Source organism: Nocardia amikacinitolerans (assembly GCF_900215415.1).
GTDB classification, from domain to species: Bacteria; Actinomycetota; Actinomycetes; order Mycobacteriales; family Mycobacteriaceae; genus Nocardia; species Nocardia amikacinitolerans.
Genome location: NZ_OBEG01000005.1, coordinates 548197 through 563984, shown reverse-complemented (window position 1 = coordinate 563984; position 15788 = coordinate 548197). Strand labels below are relative to the sequence as shown.

General features: G+C 68.8%; 10 protein-coding genes and 1 tRNA gene. 6 read left to right on the top strand and 5 right to left on the bottom strand.

Features of this window, described 5'->3' with window-relative positions; translation table 11 throughout:
* Positions 1-154: 154 nt before the first annotated feature.
* Both lat and CRP45_RS24190 read right to left on the bottom strand, forming a co-directional pair.
* Complete coding sequence (gene lat, locus CRP45_RS24195; protein ID WP_097247105.1) at positions 155-1504, bottom strand: L-lysine 6-transaminase; 1350 nt, start codon at positions 1502-1504, stop codon at positions 155-157.
* 64 nt (positions 1505-1568) lie between these two features.
* Entirely contained in the window at positions 1569-2021 is a 453-nt protein-coding gene (locus tag CRP45_RS24190) for an Lrp/AsnC family transcriptional regulator (RefSeq protein WP_040686931.1), read from the bottom strand.
* 121 nt (positions 2022-2142) lie between these two features.
* Here CRP45_RS24190 and amaB point away from each other — a divergent pair, with 121 nt between their 5' ends.
* The 3 genes from amaB (at position 2143) to CRP45_RS24175 (ending at position 4925) form a co-directional block, all read left to right on the top strand.
* Complete coding sequence (gene amaB, locus CRP45_RS24185; protein WP_097247215.1) at positions 2143-3672, top strand: L-piperidine-6-carboxylate dehydrogenase; 1530 nt, start codon at positions 2143-2145, stop codon at positions 3670-3672.
* Positions 3673-3735: 63 nt separating this feature from the next.
* Positions 3736-3809 (top strand) — tRNA-Met (locus tag CRP45_RS24180).
* A gap of 120 nt (positions 3810-3929) precedes the next feature.
* On the top strand, positions 3930-4925 hold the full coding sequence (locus CRP45_RS24175) for an AurF N-oxygenase family protein (protein ID WP_097247104.1): 996 nt from the start codon (positions 3930-3932) through the stop codon (positions 4923-4925).
* A 209-nt stretch (positions 4926-5134) separates the two neighbouring features.
* Here the strand turns inward: CRP45_RS24175 and CRP45_RS24170 are convergent, their stop codons facing one another.
* Positions 5135-8608 (bottom strand): indolepyruvate ferredoxin oxidoreductase family protein, encoded by a 3474-nt coding sequence (locus tag CRP45_RS24170; protein WP_097247214.1) that lies wholly within the window; start codon positions 8606-8608, stop codon positions 5135-5137.
* Positions 8609-9596: 988 nt separating this feature from the next.
* Here CRP45_RS24170 and CRP45_RS24165 point away from each other — a divergent pair.
* From CRP45_RS24165 to CRP45_RS24155, 3 genes are read left to right on the top strand one after another with little or no spacing between them, the layout of a single operon-like run.
* On the top strand, positions 9597-11918 hold the full coding sequence (locus CRP45_RS24165; RefSeq protein WP_097247103.1) for a sensor histidine kinase: 2322 nt from the start codon (positions 9597-9599) through the stop codon (positions 11916-11918).
* The gene (locus CRP45_RS24160; RefSeq protein WP_067787743.1) at positions 11896-12321 is read left to right on the top strand and encodes a roadblock/LC7 domain-containing protein; all 426 of its coding nucleotides are present in this window, start codon (positions 11896-11898) and stop codon (positions 12319-12321) included. The genes CRP45_RS24165 and CRP45_RS24160 overlap by 23 nt, the downstream gene beginning before the upstream one ends.
* Positions 12318-12692, top strand: a complete 375-nt coding sequence (locus CRP45_RS24155) for a DUF742 domain-containing protein (protein ID WP_067787745.1) — start codon at positions 12318-12320, stop codon at positions 12690-12692. Before CRP45_RS24160 ends, CRP45_RS24155 begins: the two co-directional genes overlap by 4 nt.
* A gap of 123 nt (positions 12693-12815) precedes the next feature.
* Here CRP45_RS24155 and CRP45_RS24150 read toward each other — a convergent pair whose 3' ends face one another.
* Positions 12816-14771: an FAD-dependent oxidoreductase gene (locus CRP45_RS24150; protein WP_097247213.1), complete on the bottom strand. Its 1956-nt coding sequence runs from the start codon at positions 14769-14771 to the stop codon at positions 12816-12818.
* Between the two features lie 190 nt (positions 14772-14961).
* Positions 14962-15741: a DNA-formamidopyrimidine glycosylase family protein gene (locus tag CRP45_RS24145; RefSeq protein WP_097247102.1), complete on the bottom strand. Its 780-nt coding sequence runs from the start codon at positions 15739-15741 to the stop codon at positions 14962-14964.
* Positions 15742-15788 lie beyond the last annotated feature (47 nt).

Sequence of the window (15788 nt, the reverse complement as noted above, 5' to 3'; positions counted from 1 at the left end):
CACGGCGGCCAAAGACGCGAATATCCCGCGAGGTGCGCCGCATCGGTTCACGCGCCTGCACCGTGCCTGGGAGGAGTGAGACGACATGTGAGCGAAGCCTACGGGTCGGACAGCCATTTCACGGCTATCCACGCCGACCCGGACACTCGTCGCGTCACTCGACCGATCCGAGCACCCTTTCCAGCGCGTCGACGGCGGCGTCCAGCTGCGCCGCGGTGACCGTCAGCGGCGGCCGGAACCGGATCCCGCGCTCGCCGGTGCCGAGGATCAGCACCTGCTCGCGCTCGCGCAGCGCGGTCAGCACCGCGTCACGCAGTTCCGTCGTCGCCAGGGTGATGGCGCACATCAGCCCGCGTCCGCGCGGCTCGGTGACCCGAGGATGATCCGCCGCGAGCCCGTCCAGCCTGCGCAGCAGGTGCTCGCCGAGCGGCCGGGACGCCTCGATGAGTCCGTCGCGCTCGATCACCTCGAGGATGCGGCGGGCACGCACCATGTCGGTCAGGTTGCCGCCCCATGTCGAGTTGAGCCGAGAACTCACCGCGAAGACGTGGTCGGGAATCTCGTCGACCCGGCCGCCCGCCATCACACCGCACACCTGGGTCCGCTTACCGAAGGCGACCACGTCCGGCGCGAGGCCGAATTGCTCATAGGCCCAACGAGTTCCGGTCATGCCGACGCCGGTCTGCACCTCGTCGAGGACGAAGAGCGCGTCGTTCTCGTGACAGAGCCGCTGCACGGCGAGCAGGAACTCCGGGCGCAGGTGCCGGTCGCCGCCCTCGCCGAGGATGGGCTCGGCGATGAAACATGCTATGTCGTGCGGGTTTTCGGCGAACGCGCGGCGCGCCTGGTCCAGCGCGTTCGCCTCGGCGGCCTCGATATCGCGCCCCGGGGCCAGGTACGGCGTCTCGATGCGCGGCCAGTCGAACTTGGGGAAGCGGGCGGTCTTGACGGGGTCGGTGTTGGTCAGCGACATTGTGTAGCCGGTGCGCCCGTGAAAGGCGCCGGTCAGATGCAACACCTGAGTGCCGAGATCCGGTGACCTGCCGTGAGATTCGTTGTGCCTGCTCTTCCAGTCGAACGCGACCTTGAGCGCGTTCTCCACCGCGAGTCCGCCGCCGTCGATGAAGAACATGTGCGGTAGCCGCGGATCGCCGAGCACGCGGGCGAAGGTCTCGACGAACCGCGCCATCTCCACGGTGTACATGTCGGAGTTGGAGGGCTTGTTCAGCGCGGCCGTGGCCAGCTCCGCGCGGAAGTCCGGGTCGTCGGCCAACGCGGGATAGTTCATGCCAAGTGCGTTGGACGCGAAGAAGCCGAACATGTCGAGGTAGGTGCTGCCGTCGCGTTCGTCGACGAGGCGGCAGCCGCGGGAGTTCGTCAGGTCAAGCACCATGTCGAATCCGTCGGCGAGGATGTGCGCCGAAAGGATCTCGTGTACCCGGGTCGCGGGGGTGACCGGTGCCTTGTCACCACCCGATCGGGTGCGCTCCAGTTCGAGGGTCACACCAGTAGGGTACGAAAAGATTTACGGAATCTCTACAACATTGCGTAGTTATTACGCTCTACCGCTACCTGTCATAGAATGTCTGCAGGATGATGGTGCTGCGTGTCCGGACGTTGGCGGTCGCCCTGATCTCCTGGAGCAGCTGTTCCAGATGCCTCGGTGACGCGACCCGTACCAGCAACACGTAGCTCTCGTCACCCGCCACCGAGTGGCATGCCTCGATACCCGGGATATGTTGCAGCACAGCGGGGGCGTCATCCGGCTGCGACGGGTCGAGAGGAGTGATCGCGACGAATGCCGAGAGCAGCTGTCCAAGGGCCTCGGGATCGACGTGCGCGGTGTAGCCGCGGATCACGCCGCGAGCTTCCAGCCTGCGCACCCGAGACTGCACGGCGGAGACCGATAGGCTCGCCTTCTCGGCCAGGTTCGACAGGGTGGCGCGACCATCGGCCATCAGTTCACGAATCAGCAGGCGATCGATGTCATCGAGTACGGGTCTTGCCGGTGTATCCGCCATCAGTGGAGGCTAACCCAGTGAGCGCTGCTCGTGTCGAAAACCTCCACTCGTTCACTTCCGGCAACCTGGTAGCACCGGGTGCATGCCCACAGCGGAAACCAAAGCCGAAGCGGAGCAATCGATGACGAACACCCTGAGCGACCAGCTGACCCGCGATCTCGCCGACCGCGCGGCAACCCTGCTGCGCGGCATCGGCGCCGAGCCGCCGCAGGACGGCGAGCTGACCGCCCGCACCCCCATCACCGGCGGCGTGCTCGCCACCCTGCCCGCCGACTCGCCCGAGTCCGTCGACGCGGCCATCGAACGTGCCGCCGCGGCCTTCGGCGCCTGGCGCACGGTGCCCGCGCCCGCCAGGGCGGCGGTGGTGCGCAGGCTCGCCGAGCTGCTGACCGCGCACAAAACCGAGCTGGCCCAGCTGGTCACCTTGGAGGCGGGCAAGATCGGCCCAGAGGCGGTCGGCGAGGTGCAGGAGATGATCGACGTCTGCGAGTTCGCCATCGGACTCTCCCGCCAGCTGTACGGGCGCACCATGCCCTCCGAACGGCCAGGGCACCGGCTGATGGAGACCTGGCATCCGCTCGGCGTCGTCGGGGTGATCTCGGCCTTCAACTTCCCGGTCGCGGTCTGGGCGTGGAACACCGCGATCGCGCTGGTGTGCGGCGACACCGTGGTGTGGAAGCCGTCCGAGACCACCCCGCTCACCGCGCTCGCCTGCCACACCCTGCTCCGCCGCGCGGCCGCCGACGTGGGTGCGGATCCGCAAGTGCACCAACTGATTCAGGGCGGTTCCGAGGTCGGCGCCCGGCTGGTGGACGACGAGGGCGTCGCGCTGCTCAGCGCCACCGGCTCGGTGCGGATGGGTCGCATCGTCGCGCCGCGGGTTGCCGCGCGTTTCGGCCGCTGCCTGCTGGAACTCGGCGGGAACAACGGCGCCGTCGTCACTCCGTCGGCCGACCTGGAGCTGGCCGCGCGCGCCATCGTGTTCGCCGCCGCGGGCACCGCAGGGCAGCGCTGCACCACGCTGCGGCGGCTGATCGTGCACGTCGATGTGGTCGGTCCGCTGCTCGATCGGGTCGCGAAGGCGTATCGGCAACTGCGCGTTGGCAATCCGCTCGACGACGGAGTGCTGGTCGGCCCGCTGATCAACGAATCCGCGCGCACGAGCATGCGGGCGGCGATCGACCGCGCCCTCGCCGACGGCGGCGAGCTGGTCTGCGGCGGCGAGCCGGTGCCGGGGTTCAGCGAGCACGCCCACTACGTGCGCCCGGCCATCGTCCGGATGCCTGCGCAAACCGCCGTGGTGCGCGAGGAGACCTTCGCGCCGATCCTCTACGTGCTGACCTACCACGACTTCGACCACGCCGTCGCGCTGCACAACGCTGTGCCGCAAGGACTTTCGTCCGCGATCTTCACCGGCGACCAGCGCGAGGCCGAACGCTTCCTCGCCGCCGACGGCTCCGACTGCGGCATCGCCAACGTCAACATCGGCACCTCCGGCGCCGAGATCGGCGGCGCGTTCGGCGGCGAGAAGCACACCGGCGGCGGTCGCGAATCCGGCTCCGACTCGTGGAAGGCCTACATGCGCCGCGCCACCAACACCGTCAACTACTCCACCGAACTACCACTCGCCCAGGGCATCCAGTTCGGCTGAAACCGCCCCCGACCAGGCGATTAGGCGCCACGCCCTGCCCGTGTGTAAGGTTGAGATTACCGACGCGGGGTGGAGCAGCTCGGTAGCTCGCTGGGCTCATAACCCAGAGGTCGCAGGTTCAAATCCTGTCCCCGCTACAAACGAAAGCGGTCCGGAACAACACGTTCCGGGCCGCTTTCTTGCGTCTAGCGGCTGCCGCGCATTAAGTGTTACCGTTGGTAACGGTAGATTTCGCAATCCGAGGAAAGGGGCAGGCAATGGGGCTCGCCCAATCGCCTGATATCACGCTCGACCGCGTTCGTGAGATCGAAGACGTCGAGTACGCGGCGAAGTTGACGATGCTGTCCGAAGGATCCGTGGAGCGGCACTTCGACCCGTACGTCGACATCGATTGGGATTCACCGGAATTCGCCGTCGATCCCACCGACCGGCGGTGGATACTGCCCGACGCCGATCCACTGGGGCGGCACCCCTGGTACAAGGCGCAGCCGGAGGAGCGGCAGATCGCCATCGGCATGTGGCGGCAGGCGGGGATCGCGAAGGTCGGACTGCACTTCGAGCAGTTGCTGATTCGCGGGATCATGCAGTACGCGGCCAGGCTCGACAACGGCGATCCGGAGTTCCGCTTCATCACCCACGAAGCCGCCGAAGAGTGCAATCACACCCTGATGTTTCAGGAGATGATCGACCGGATCGGCATGGATGTCGTCGGCATGGGGTCGATCGATCGCAAACTCACCCTCGCGATCTGGCCGACCGTGGTGTACTTCCCCGCGCTGTTCTTCACCATGGTCCTCGGCGGGGAGGAGCCGATCGACCACATGCAGAAGGCGATCCTGCGCTCCAGCGCGCAGATGCATCCGATGGTCGCCAGGGTGATGCAGATCCACGTCGCGGAGGAGGCGCGCCACATCTCGTTCGCGCACGAGTACCTGCGCAAGAACGCGCCGCGGCTGGACCCGATCCGCAAGTCCGCGCTGTCGGTTCTGACGCCGATCGTGATGCGGGTGATGTGCGAGATGATCATGACGCCGCCGGTCGAGTTCCGGCGCGAGTTCGACATCCCGAAATCGGTGATCGACGACTTGTATTGGCGCAGCGAAGAATCCCAGGCGACCCTGCGCGGGATCTTCGCCGACGTCCGCGCCCTCGCCACGGACTCCGGGCTGATGAACCCGGTCGCCAAGCTCGCATGGAAGCTCTGCGGAATCGACGGCCGAGTCTCCCGTTACCGCAGCGAACCCGACCGCTGACCACGCTCACCGGAGCCGGACCATCCCGACGTCTGCGCCGGCGGTCCCAAAGGCCGGTCAGCGGTGCCCCCTCGACGTGGACCCCGAATTCCACCGGGGCCCACGTCTTCACGGCCGAGTTGGTCGTCGGCGGGTACGAACATCACCGTCGAGGTAGGCACGGGCAGGAACCTCGGAGTGCCTGCCTCGCACGGTGCTACGGCCGGTCATCAGATCCGTGGCGGCTCGATACCGAGTTCGCGCAACCGCTCGACGTACTGCGCGATATTGGCGAGTTTGATGTCCTCGTAGCCGCGGACGACGTCGGGCAGGGCGGCGGCCTGGACGGCTCGGTCGTAGCCGTCGGCGTCCAGGGTGTTGGCGAGCGAGATCACCATGCGCACGTAGTGGGCGCGGAGTTCGCGTTCGACGCGGCGGACGTGGGCGTAGCCGAAGGGGTCGAAAGCGGTGCCGCGCAGGCGCTTTCCCTTCGCGAGCAGCCGCAGGGCGAGATGGCTTCGCGGGCCCATGCCGATCTTCTTGTCCCTGCCGAGAGCCCGCAGGACGGGCGGGTGGAGGCGGTAGGTGAGGTTCGCGCCGTCGGGCACCTGGGTGGCGACCTCGGCGAGGAACGCCGGATCGGTCAGTCGCCGCGCGACCTCGTACTCGTCCTTGTAGGCGGTCAGCTTGTACAGCCCGCGCGCCACCTGCTCGCTGAATTCGGTGCGGTCGGTGACCCGCCGTTCGGTGTCCCAGATGTCCCGCACGGTGCGCACGTAGTCACGCGCCACCGCGACGCTCTGGAACCCGATCAACTCGGCCGCGCGCAGCTCCACCAGCCGCCGCGTCTCACCGGTCGCGGTGAATCCGTCGAACAGATCCGCGGGCACGACCACCGGGGTGGGCTCGGGCTTGCTGCGCGCGGTGGCGGCGGCGAACTCCGCGGGCCGCGCGATCGCGATCCTGCCCCAGCGGAAGGCCGCGATATTGGCGGCGACGGCGACGCCGTTGATCTCGATGGCCTCCTCGATCGCCGACGCGGGCAGTCGCAGTCCCCCGCTCTGGTACGCCGCGCCGACCAGCAGGAAGTTGGCTGCCGCGGTGTTGCCGAAGAGGACCTCGGCGGCGGCGAGCGCGTCGAACGAGCCAACCACCTTCGCCGCCCGCGCCAATCGGGCCAGCAGCGACGACTCGTCCGGATAGGTGACGGACTTGTCGTAGACCATGTCGCCGGTCGGGGTCTTGCTCGTCGAAGCCACCGCGATGGTCGCGGACGGCGAACCGTACGCCAGGTTCTTGTCGTCGGTCGCGGCGAGCAGGTCGAACGCGATGACGCAGTCCGCGGAACCGGGAGCGAGCCGATTCGCGGGCTCCAGCGCGTCCGCGGCGAACCGCAGGTGCGACACGACCGGTCCGGCCTTCTGGCTCAGGCCGATCTGGTCGAGGCTCGCCACGTCGTAGCCCGCGCGCAGCGCCGCCGTCGCCAGCACCTGGTTCACGGTCACGATGCCGGTGCCGCCGATTCCCGCGAGGAAGACGTTCTGCGTGCCGATCGGCGCCGCGAGCGCGAGCTCCGGCAGGCGCGGCGGCTGCGGACGGCGAACTTCCTTGCGCCGCTTACGTTTCGCCGGGTCGGGCAGCTCCACCGTGACGAAGGAGGGGCAGTCGCCGTCGAGGCAGCTGTAGTCGGTGTTGCAGGAGGTCTGGTCGATGCGCGTCTTGCGGCCGAACTCGGTGTCGACCGGCTGCACCGAAAGACAGTTGCTCTTGACGCCGCAATCGCCGCAGCCCTCGCACACCGCCTCGTTGATGATCACCCTGGTCCGCCGGACCGGCAGGGCGCCGCGCTTGCGCTTGCGGCGCGCGTCCGCCGCGCAGTGCTGGTCGTAGACGAGCACGGTGACGCCGGGGATCTCGCGCAGCAGCCGCTGGGCCTCGTCGAGCCGATCGCGGTGCCACAGCAGCGTGCCCGGCGCGAGATCGCGCTTGCGGTAGCGCTTGGGCTCGTCGGCGCAGACGATGATCTTCCGCACGCCCTCGACGCTGAGCTTGTGGGTGAGCTTCGGTACGCCGATGGAGCCCTCCGCGTCCTGCGCGCCCGTCATCGCGACGACGTCGTTGTGCAGCAGCTTGAAAGTGATGTTCACCCCCGCCGCGACGCAGGCCTGCACCGCCAGCTGCCCGGAGTGGAAATACGTTCCGTCGCCGATGTTCTGGAACAGATGGCCCACGTCGGTGAAGGGCGCCTGCCCGATCCACTGCGCCCCTTCGCCACCCATCTGCGTCAAGCCGGTGACCGCGCTGTCGGCGCGACCGGACATGGTCACCATGGTGTGGCAGCCGATCCCACCACCGGCCAGCGAACCCTCCGGCACCGCCGTGGAGCGGTTGTGCGGGCAGCCGCTGCAAAAGTACGGAGCGCGTTTGGCGGACAGTACCGACAGCGACAACGGCTGCGGCAAAGGCCTTTTCATGTCGAGATAACCGGCGAGAGCCCGGCGCAGCGGACCCGCGATACGGCCGGAGGTGAGTTCGCCGTTGGGGCTGAACAGCACTCGCCCTTCGGCATCGGCCTTACCGACGATCTCGGGCGCACCCGGACGGCCGTAGAGGATGTCGCGGATCTGCGTCTCGACGAACGCGGTCTTGTCCTCGACGACGACGATCCGCTCGAGCCCGTCGGCGAACTGCCGGACACGTTCGGGGGCAATGGGATACGGCATGCCGATGCGCAGCAGTCGGACGCCCGCCCGAGACAGGTCGGCGTCATCGACACCGAGATCGAGCAGAGCCTGCCGCATCGCGTCGAAAGTGGTTCCGGTGGCGGCGATCCCGACCCTGGCATGCGCCGGGTTCACCTCTATGACGTCCAGCTCGTTGACGGTGCTGTAGGCCTTCACCAGTTCCCAGCGCGGTCCGTACAAGTCGGCCTCGGCGATGACGCTGTCGGTCGGCGCGGCCATCGGCCGCTGGAGATAGCTGAAAGGCTTCCCTTCCCACTCGATCTCGGGCACGGTGATGGCGATGTCGCCGACCGAGCCGTCGACCGTCCAGGCGCCGTCGGCCACGTCGGCGACGATCTTCAGCGCGACCAGGCACCCGGACGCCCGCGACAGCGCGACGCCGTGCAGCCCCATGGTGATGATTTCGCGCGCGTTGCGCGGAAAGAGCACGGGAATGTTCATCGCCGCCAGCGACCGTTCGCTCACCGCGGGCACGGTCGAGGACTTCGACGCCGGATCGTCGCCGACCAGCAGCAGCACCCCGCCGCGCGCGTTCGCGCCGTACATATTGGCGTGCCGCAGCGCGTCGGTTGCGCGGTCCAGGCCGGGCCCCTTTCCGTACCAGACCCCGACGACGCCGTCGTGTGTCGCGTTGCCGACGGGCAATTGCGCCTGGCTGCCCCACACCGAGGTCGCGGCGAGTTCCTCGTTCAAGCCGGGGACGAAGGAGATGTCGTGCTCGGCGAGGACGGTGGGCATTCCGTTGAGCATCTTGTCCACGCCGCCGAGCGGACTGCCCTGATAGCCGGAGACGAAAGTGCCGACCCGCAGGCCCGCCCGCAGATCGCGCACGTGTTGTTCCACCAGTTGACGCGCGATCGCCTGCACCCCGGTCAGCACGACGGTGCCGGAGCCGACCCGGTAGCGGTCGGCGAGGTCGTATGGCGCGGTGATCAGATCGCGGTCGGCGAGCTCGGTCATCGGTCCACCCATCCGCTCGGCGCCCGGTCGGGACGCTTCGCATAGTTGTGCACTTGGTTGCCGACATCCTTACTCTCGAGCGCGTAATGAACAATAGATGGAAGTACAGTTGAGCATTTTGCTCAATCTTGACCATCCACCCTGGGCACTGCCTACGCAGTATGCGAGGTAGATGTGACGACCACCACGTTCGCCGCTCGGCGACCGATGGTGAGCGGCGCCGTCGCGCGACGAAGTGGCGGCGGGACGAACCGGCGAGGCCCCAACCCAACCCCGGCCGAAGATCGAACCGGTCGGCTCGTCGAACCAGACCCGCGGCGCCGCGAACGCGAAGTCGGCGACGGCAACGGCAACAGCAACGCGACGAGGCGACGAGGCGACGAGGCGAGGCGACGGCAACGGCGACAGCGACGCGACGCGACGCGACGACGAGGCGGCGGTCCGACGAGGCGGCGCGACAAGGCGGCGAGGCGGCGGTCCGACGAGGCGGCGCGACAAGGCGGCGCGACAAGGCGGCGCGGCGGCAACGACGAGAAGGCACAACGGCGGCAAGGCGGCGCAACCGCGCAACCGCGCAACCGCGCAACCGCGCAACCGACGGCGACGCACCGAACAACGGCGACATTCCGCAGTCGAACGCCGCGACATTCGACAGCTCACATCTCACTCACCGGGCCGAGAACACGAGCCCGCGAACTCCCCGCGCGTACCGCAGTATCCGAGCGAAATACCTTGTGATCACGGCATTCACATTGGTAGCGTTTCCGAATATATCGTTTCGTTACCCGAATACGGCCGCTCCCTATTACTCTCCTCTTTGCTCGACGAAAGTTATTGCGTCGCCGTTCTTTCAGTGACTAAGGTGACACCCGACCCGTGCCGGAGCTCGAATCCGGCACGGGCCGGTCCGCACGGGGGCAGCGATGCCCAGAGGTAGGCAAGATCATCGGTGATAGGCAGCAGAATCCACCGCGTATTACCGACCGGCATGTGGTCCCGCCCCCTCGGCGTCCGAACCAGGTTGCTGGCGATCGTCCTCATCCCCAGCGTCGCGCTGCTCGCGCTCGGCATCGGCGCCACCTGGTATCTGGTGAAAGCCGGTCGCAATGCGGCGTCGTGGGCCGAGCTGGCCAGCTCCGTCACCACCCCGGCGATCCTGATGATCGAGGCGTTCCAGGAGGAACGTCGGGCCTCGCTGCTGCACTTGGCGGGCGACGACGACGCGACCAACACCCTGCCCGCCGCCCGCAAGAATTCCGACGAGGCGCTGGCCGCGCTGGAATCCCTCGGTGAGACCGCCTCCGGACTGCGGCCGGACCTGGCGGGCGACATCGACGGCTACGACGTGCTCTACCAACAGTTGCCCACACTGCGCGGCGGCATCGACGCGCACGCCCTCCCTTCGGCGCAAGTTTTCCTCGCCTTCAACCAGATCATCGACACCATCGTGCTCGCCTCGCTGCTGGCCGCCGAGGTGGCGCCGGACGCCGAGATCGCCGTCGAACTCTACAAGGGGGTGCACGCGCTGCGCGCGGCCGAAGCTGTCTCGCGGGCGAGCGCGATCGGCTCGGCCGCGCTCATCTCCGAGCAGCTCACTCCCGAACAGCTCACCGAGCTCGGCAATTACGTCGGCGACGGCCGCGGTGAGATCGCCTACGCGACAGCCGTGCTCAGCGGCAAGCGCCAAGCACAGCTGCAGGAGATCACGTCCAGTCCCACCTGGCGGCAGCTGACCGCGATGGAGGACGCGATCATGCATCGCGGCATCCAGACCGGCGATTCCGAAGGCGCGAGTGGTTCCACCGGCGAAACGTCCGGCAGGCAGTCCACCTCCCGAACCACCCGCACGGCAGAGCCGCCGCCGCTGCCCCTCGGCATCGGCGAATGGCAGCAGGCCGCCACCGCCGTGCGCTCGCAGCTGCTGAAGCTGTGGGAGGACCAGAGCCGCGACGCCCACCGCACCGCCGGGTCCACCGGCGAGGAGATCGCCCGCAACTCCTTCTACGGCGGCCTCGCCGTGCTGGCCCTGACGCTGTTGGCCTTCCTCGCCGCACTGCTGCTGGCCAACCGCTTCATCGGCCGCATGCACCGATTGCGCCGCGACACCCTGGAACTCGCCGACGAGCGCCTGCCCGAGACCATCCGCAGGCTCGGCGAGGGCAGCCAGGTCGACCCGCAGGAGATCGCGCGCCTGGACTACGGCGGCGACGAGATCGGTCAGGTGGCCGACGCGTTCAACCGCGCGCACGTGGCCGCGGTGTCGGCCGCGATCGCCGAATCGAAGACACGGGCCGGTGTCGCCGCGGTCTTCCTCAACATCGCGCACCGCAGCCAGGTGATGGTGCACCGTCAGCTGGCGCTGCTGGACAAGGCCGAGCGCGAGGAGGAGAACCCCGCCCGCCTCGACCTGCTCTTCCAGCTCGACCACCTGGCCACCAGGGCACGGCGCAACGCCGAGAACCTCGTCATCCTCGGCGGCGAACAGCCTGGCCGTCGCTGGCGCAACCCGGTGCCGCTGATCGAAGTGGTGCGCAGCGCGGTCGCGGAAAGCTTGGACTACACCAGGATTCAGATCGGCAAGCTGCCCGAGGTGCGCGTTTCGGGCACCTCCGTTGCCGACCTCATCCACCTCATCGCCGAGCTGACCGACAACGCGACCGCCTTCTCCCCGCCGGAATCGCGGGTCGAGGTGACGGGCACGCTGGTCGGCAAGGGTGTCGCCATCGAGATCACCGATCAGGGCCTCGGTATGCCGGAAGCCGAACTGGTCGAACGCAATACGGTGTTGGCCTCACCACCGGACTTCAGCGTCGCCGCGCTCTCCAGCGACGCCCGCCTCGGCCTGTTCGTGGTCGGGAAACTGGCCGCGCGGCACGGTATCTCGGTGCGGCTGACCGAATCCGACTACGGCGGTGTGAAAGCCATCGTGCTTGTACCGACCACGCTGATCTCCACCGGTCAGGAGCCACCGCGCGAGCAAGCCGCCCGCGAACCGCACGCGCTGGCGAGCAACGGGACGTTCAACGGATTCGCCCCTGTCCCCGCACTCGCCGCGCCGATCGCTCCCCAAAGCGCCACCACCGAAACCGGTTCCGGCGATCGACCGGCCCTGCCCAAGCGCCGTCGCGAGACGTCCGCCGCGCCGGTCGTCGGCCAGAATGGCGCGACCGGCACACGGCCGCGCACCGCCGAGGAAGCCCGCACACTCATGTCGGCCATCGAGAACGGCACCCGGCAGGGTCGCCTGAATCGCGTCGACAAGCCAACGACCCCGCAGGAAGGTGCCGGTGACGACCTCCAAGCCACGTAGTCTCGACTGGTTGCTCGACGATCTCGTCGAACGGCTGCTCGACGTCCGCTACGCCGTCGTGCTCTCGACCGACGGACTGCTCCTCGGCCACAGCTCGGCGATGAATCGCTCGGACGCGGAACGCTTCTGCGCGATGGCCTCCACCCTGCACGGCGTAGCGCGCAGCGCGGGTAGCCATTTCGACGCGGGCGGGGTCTGCCAGACGGTGGTGGAGCTCGACCGCGCGGTGCTGTTCATCACGGCGGCCGGCGACAACGCGTGCCTCGCGGTGCTCACCGCGGAGAACGCCAACATGGGCATGGTCGCCTACGAGATGAACCAGACCGTGCAGCGCGTCGGCGCGCACCTATCCGTCGACCCGCGCCCGCAACAGCTCGACGGGGTCGGTTCTCGACGGCCATGAACGACCGGCGGGAGTCTTGGTTCGACGAGGAGGCGGGTCCCCTCGTCCGCCTCTACGCGGTCACCGGCGGGCGCTCCGGCGGCGGCAGGCCCGAGCTGAACATGCTCACGCTCGTGGTGCGCGCCGGATCACGGACGCTGCGCCGCAACGAACCCGAGTACGCCGAGATCGTGCGACTGGCCCGCGAACCGCAGTCCATCGCCGAACTGGCCGCGCAGCTGAATCTGCCGCTGACCTCGACCAAGATTCTGGTCGGCGACCTCATCGACGACGGCCTGCTGGACTTCCGCGATCCCGAACCGACGCCGGAGGCGGGACCGCGCGACATGGACGTGTTGCGCGCGGTACTGAAGGGCATCAAGGCGCTCTGACTCCGGGACCACGGACCCGGGACGCCGGCACCGACCTCGGCACACCACCATGCAGGGCACTGCCACTCGATACGGCGACCTCCGGCGTCTCGGCGCGAGACGCACGGAGGTCGGCGGATCGGCTCAATTCAGGCGTGCCGCAAGCCTTTTGGCGTTCATGTACGCGATCGCCTCGATCGACACCATGGGGTTCACCCCCGACGCGGTCGGGAAGCACGAGGCATCCGCGACGACGATATTCGGCACCTCCCAGGTCGCGCCGTCCGGATCCGCCGCCGACATCGCTCGCGAGCCGCCCATCCGCGCCGAGCCCATGATGTGCAGCGCGCCCATCCCACAGCGGCCCGGACCGTACCCGGCGGCGAGGCAGGCGGCGACGAATTCCGCGTGCGATCCGCTGACGCCCGGCTCGTAGGACGCTCCTGCCTGGTGCCCGGAGAAGACGCGCTTCGCGCCTGCGGCTTCGAGAATGCTTGCGGCGCCCGCGATTCCGGTGTGCAGGTGGGCGCGGTCGCGCTCGGAGAGCTGGTAGCGCACGACCGGTTCGCCGGACCGGTCGACCGTGACGCGCCCGTGGTCGCGGTCGCGGGTGATCACGCCGACCGCCGCGGTGCGAGCCAGATCCAACATGGCCGCACGATGTTCGGCCGCGCCGCGCCAGTTCATGAAGCCGACGAGCAGGCCGGGGTGCAGTGGGCCGGTCTCGTAGATCACGCCGTAGCCGTGCTGGTCCAGGTCGCTGTGCTTGCGCGAGATCCTGGTTTGCAGCCCGCCCTCCCACGGCCTGATCTCCTCGTCGAAGACGCCGAAGACCGCCGAGGCGGGGTGCAGGCGCAGGTAATCGCCGATGTTCTTGTTCCGCAACCCGGAACGACGCAGCAGCGCGGGCGTTTGGATAGCGCCCGCGGCGACCACCACGGCTCGGGCGCGGACCGTGAATTCCGCGCCATCGGCGGTCACCGCCCGAACACCTTCGGCCCGACCGCCCTTCACCTCGACGCGCCGGACGTCGGCGCCGACCACGAGCCGCGCACCGTGCGCGGCGGCGTCGGCGAGCCAGGTCTTGGTGACCGTCTGCTTCGCGCCGAGCCGACAGCCGTAGCCGCAGCGTCCGCACTCCACCCCCGCGTCGCACGCGTCGGTGACGTTGCGCGGCAAGGGGGCGACATCCCAGCCCAGCGCCGCGAGCCCACGCTCCAGCACACCGTCGCGCGCGGAGCCGGGCGAGCGATCGAAGGTGACGCCGAGCCGCCGCTCGACGGCGTCCAGCGCCGTGCCGTACTCGTCCTCGGCGAACTGGCCCGCGCCCAGGCTCGCCCATTCCGCGCGCACCTCGTCGGGGGTGCGCAGCGAGGTGCTCCAGTTGACCACCGTGCCGCCGCCGAGGCAGGTACCCGCCACCAGCGTGAGCTGGCCCTCCGCGGTGGCCGACGGCCCCGGCGCGTACAACCGCAGCAGCGCGTCGAGCTCGCCCGCGCCGAAATCGGCGTCGTCGTAGTATTCGCCGCGCTCCAGGACGATCACGTCGAGACCGGCTTCGGCCAGCACGGCGGCCGCCGCACCGCCGCCCGCGCCGGAACCGACAACGACGACGTCGCAGTCGAGCGTGCCGTCCGCGCGGGGGCGGACCGGCCGCAGGGCGGGTTTCGGCGCGCCTGGCAACGGACCGGGCGGAGCGGGGTAGCCCATCTCCTTCCACAGCGGGTTGCTGCCGTCGGGTCCCGGCGTCGTGTAATACGCGAGCAGCGCGGCCTGTTTGAGCGCCTGGAAGATCGCGCGCTTGGCACCCAGCCGCGATCCGCCGAGCGCGAGCAGCAGCCGTTCGCGATCGGCCTGCGAGCGCGCGGAGAAGCGGCGCGGACCCACGCCCGCCAGCAGGCCGAGAACCGGGGAATCCCACAGTCCGAGCAGCGTCGCGAGCTGCTTGCGTTCGGCCTCGCGCGGATTGCGGTCGAGCAGCCGGAGCACCACGTCGGCAACGCCGAGTTCGGAGGCGGACGGCAGCGCGAGACCGTCGCCGGGCGCGAAGGTGTCGCAGATCAGCTCCAGCGCAGCCCGCTGCCCTGCCGTGAGTTCCATGGTGTTCTCCCCGAGACCGAAAGTGTGGCGGCGCAACCGGAATTACGGCTCACATAAGTTGACGAGCTCGAACCCTACTCTGGAGAATTACCGGCGTAAAGACCCGATTTGCAACCAGTTCACACGGGCGTCTACCGATTCTCTTTGCGAATCCCGGACAACTTGATGGGCGCGGCCGGACAGTGTGGGTTCAGTCCGGTTCGGGTTGGCAGCGAGGGCAATAGTAGATGCCGCGTTCGCGCTGCGTGATGCGATCCGACGGCGGCGTCGTCTCGCCGAGTGGTCGCACCTCGATCCGGGTGCCGCACCGCTGGCAGGGCCAGCGCTGACGTCCGTAGACCAGCGCGCGCCATGGCGGGCTGTGCGCGGCCTGGGTGAGGACGCGGTGCGCCTCGTTGACCAAGGCCAGCAGATCCGGCACCGCACCGACCGGCGTCGCGGGGTGCACTCTTCGCAGAAAGCAGACCTCGCTGCGGTAGATGTTGCCGATGCCCGCCAGGTTGCGCTGGTCGAGCAGGGCGAGGCCGACCGGTTGCACGGGGTGTCGCGCCAAGCGCCGAACCGCCTCGGCCGCATCCCAATTCGGGCCGAGCAGGTCCGGGCCGAGGTGATCGATCGCGGTGTGCTCGTCGGCCCGCCGCAGCACCTCGACGGTGCCGAGCGAGAAGCCGACGGCCTCGGTGTCGTCGGTGCCGAGCACCACGCGCGCGGTCACCCGCGGCCGAGTCCAGCGCTCGCCCGCGCAGTAGGTGCGCCACACCCCCTCCATCTTCAGATGGGTGTGGATGCTCGCGGTAGTGGTGCGGATGAACAGGTGCTTGCCGTAGCTGCCGACCTCTTCCACCAGCTCGCCGACGAGATCCACCGTCGCATACCTCGGTACCCGAAAATCGCTGCGCACCAGCGTCTTTCCCACGAGCGCGAGCCGTAGCCGGTTCGCGGTCAGGAAGACCGCGTCACCCTCGGGCATGCGGCGCCTCCGCGCGTCGGGGGTTGTCGGCGCGCCGCGCGCCCGGG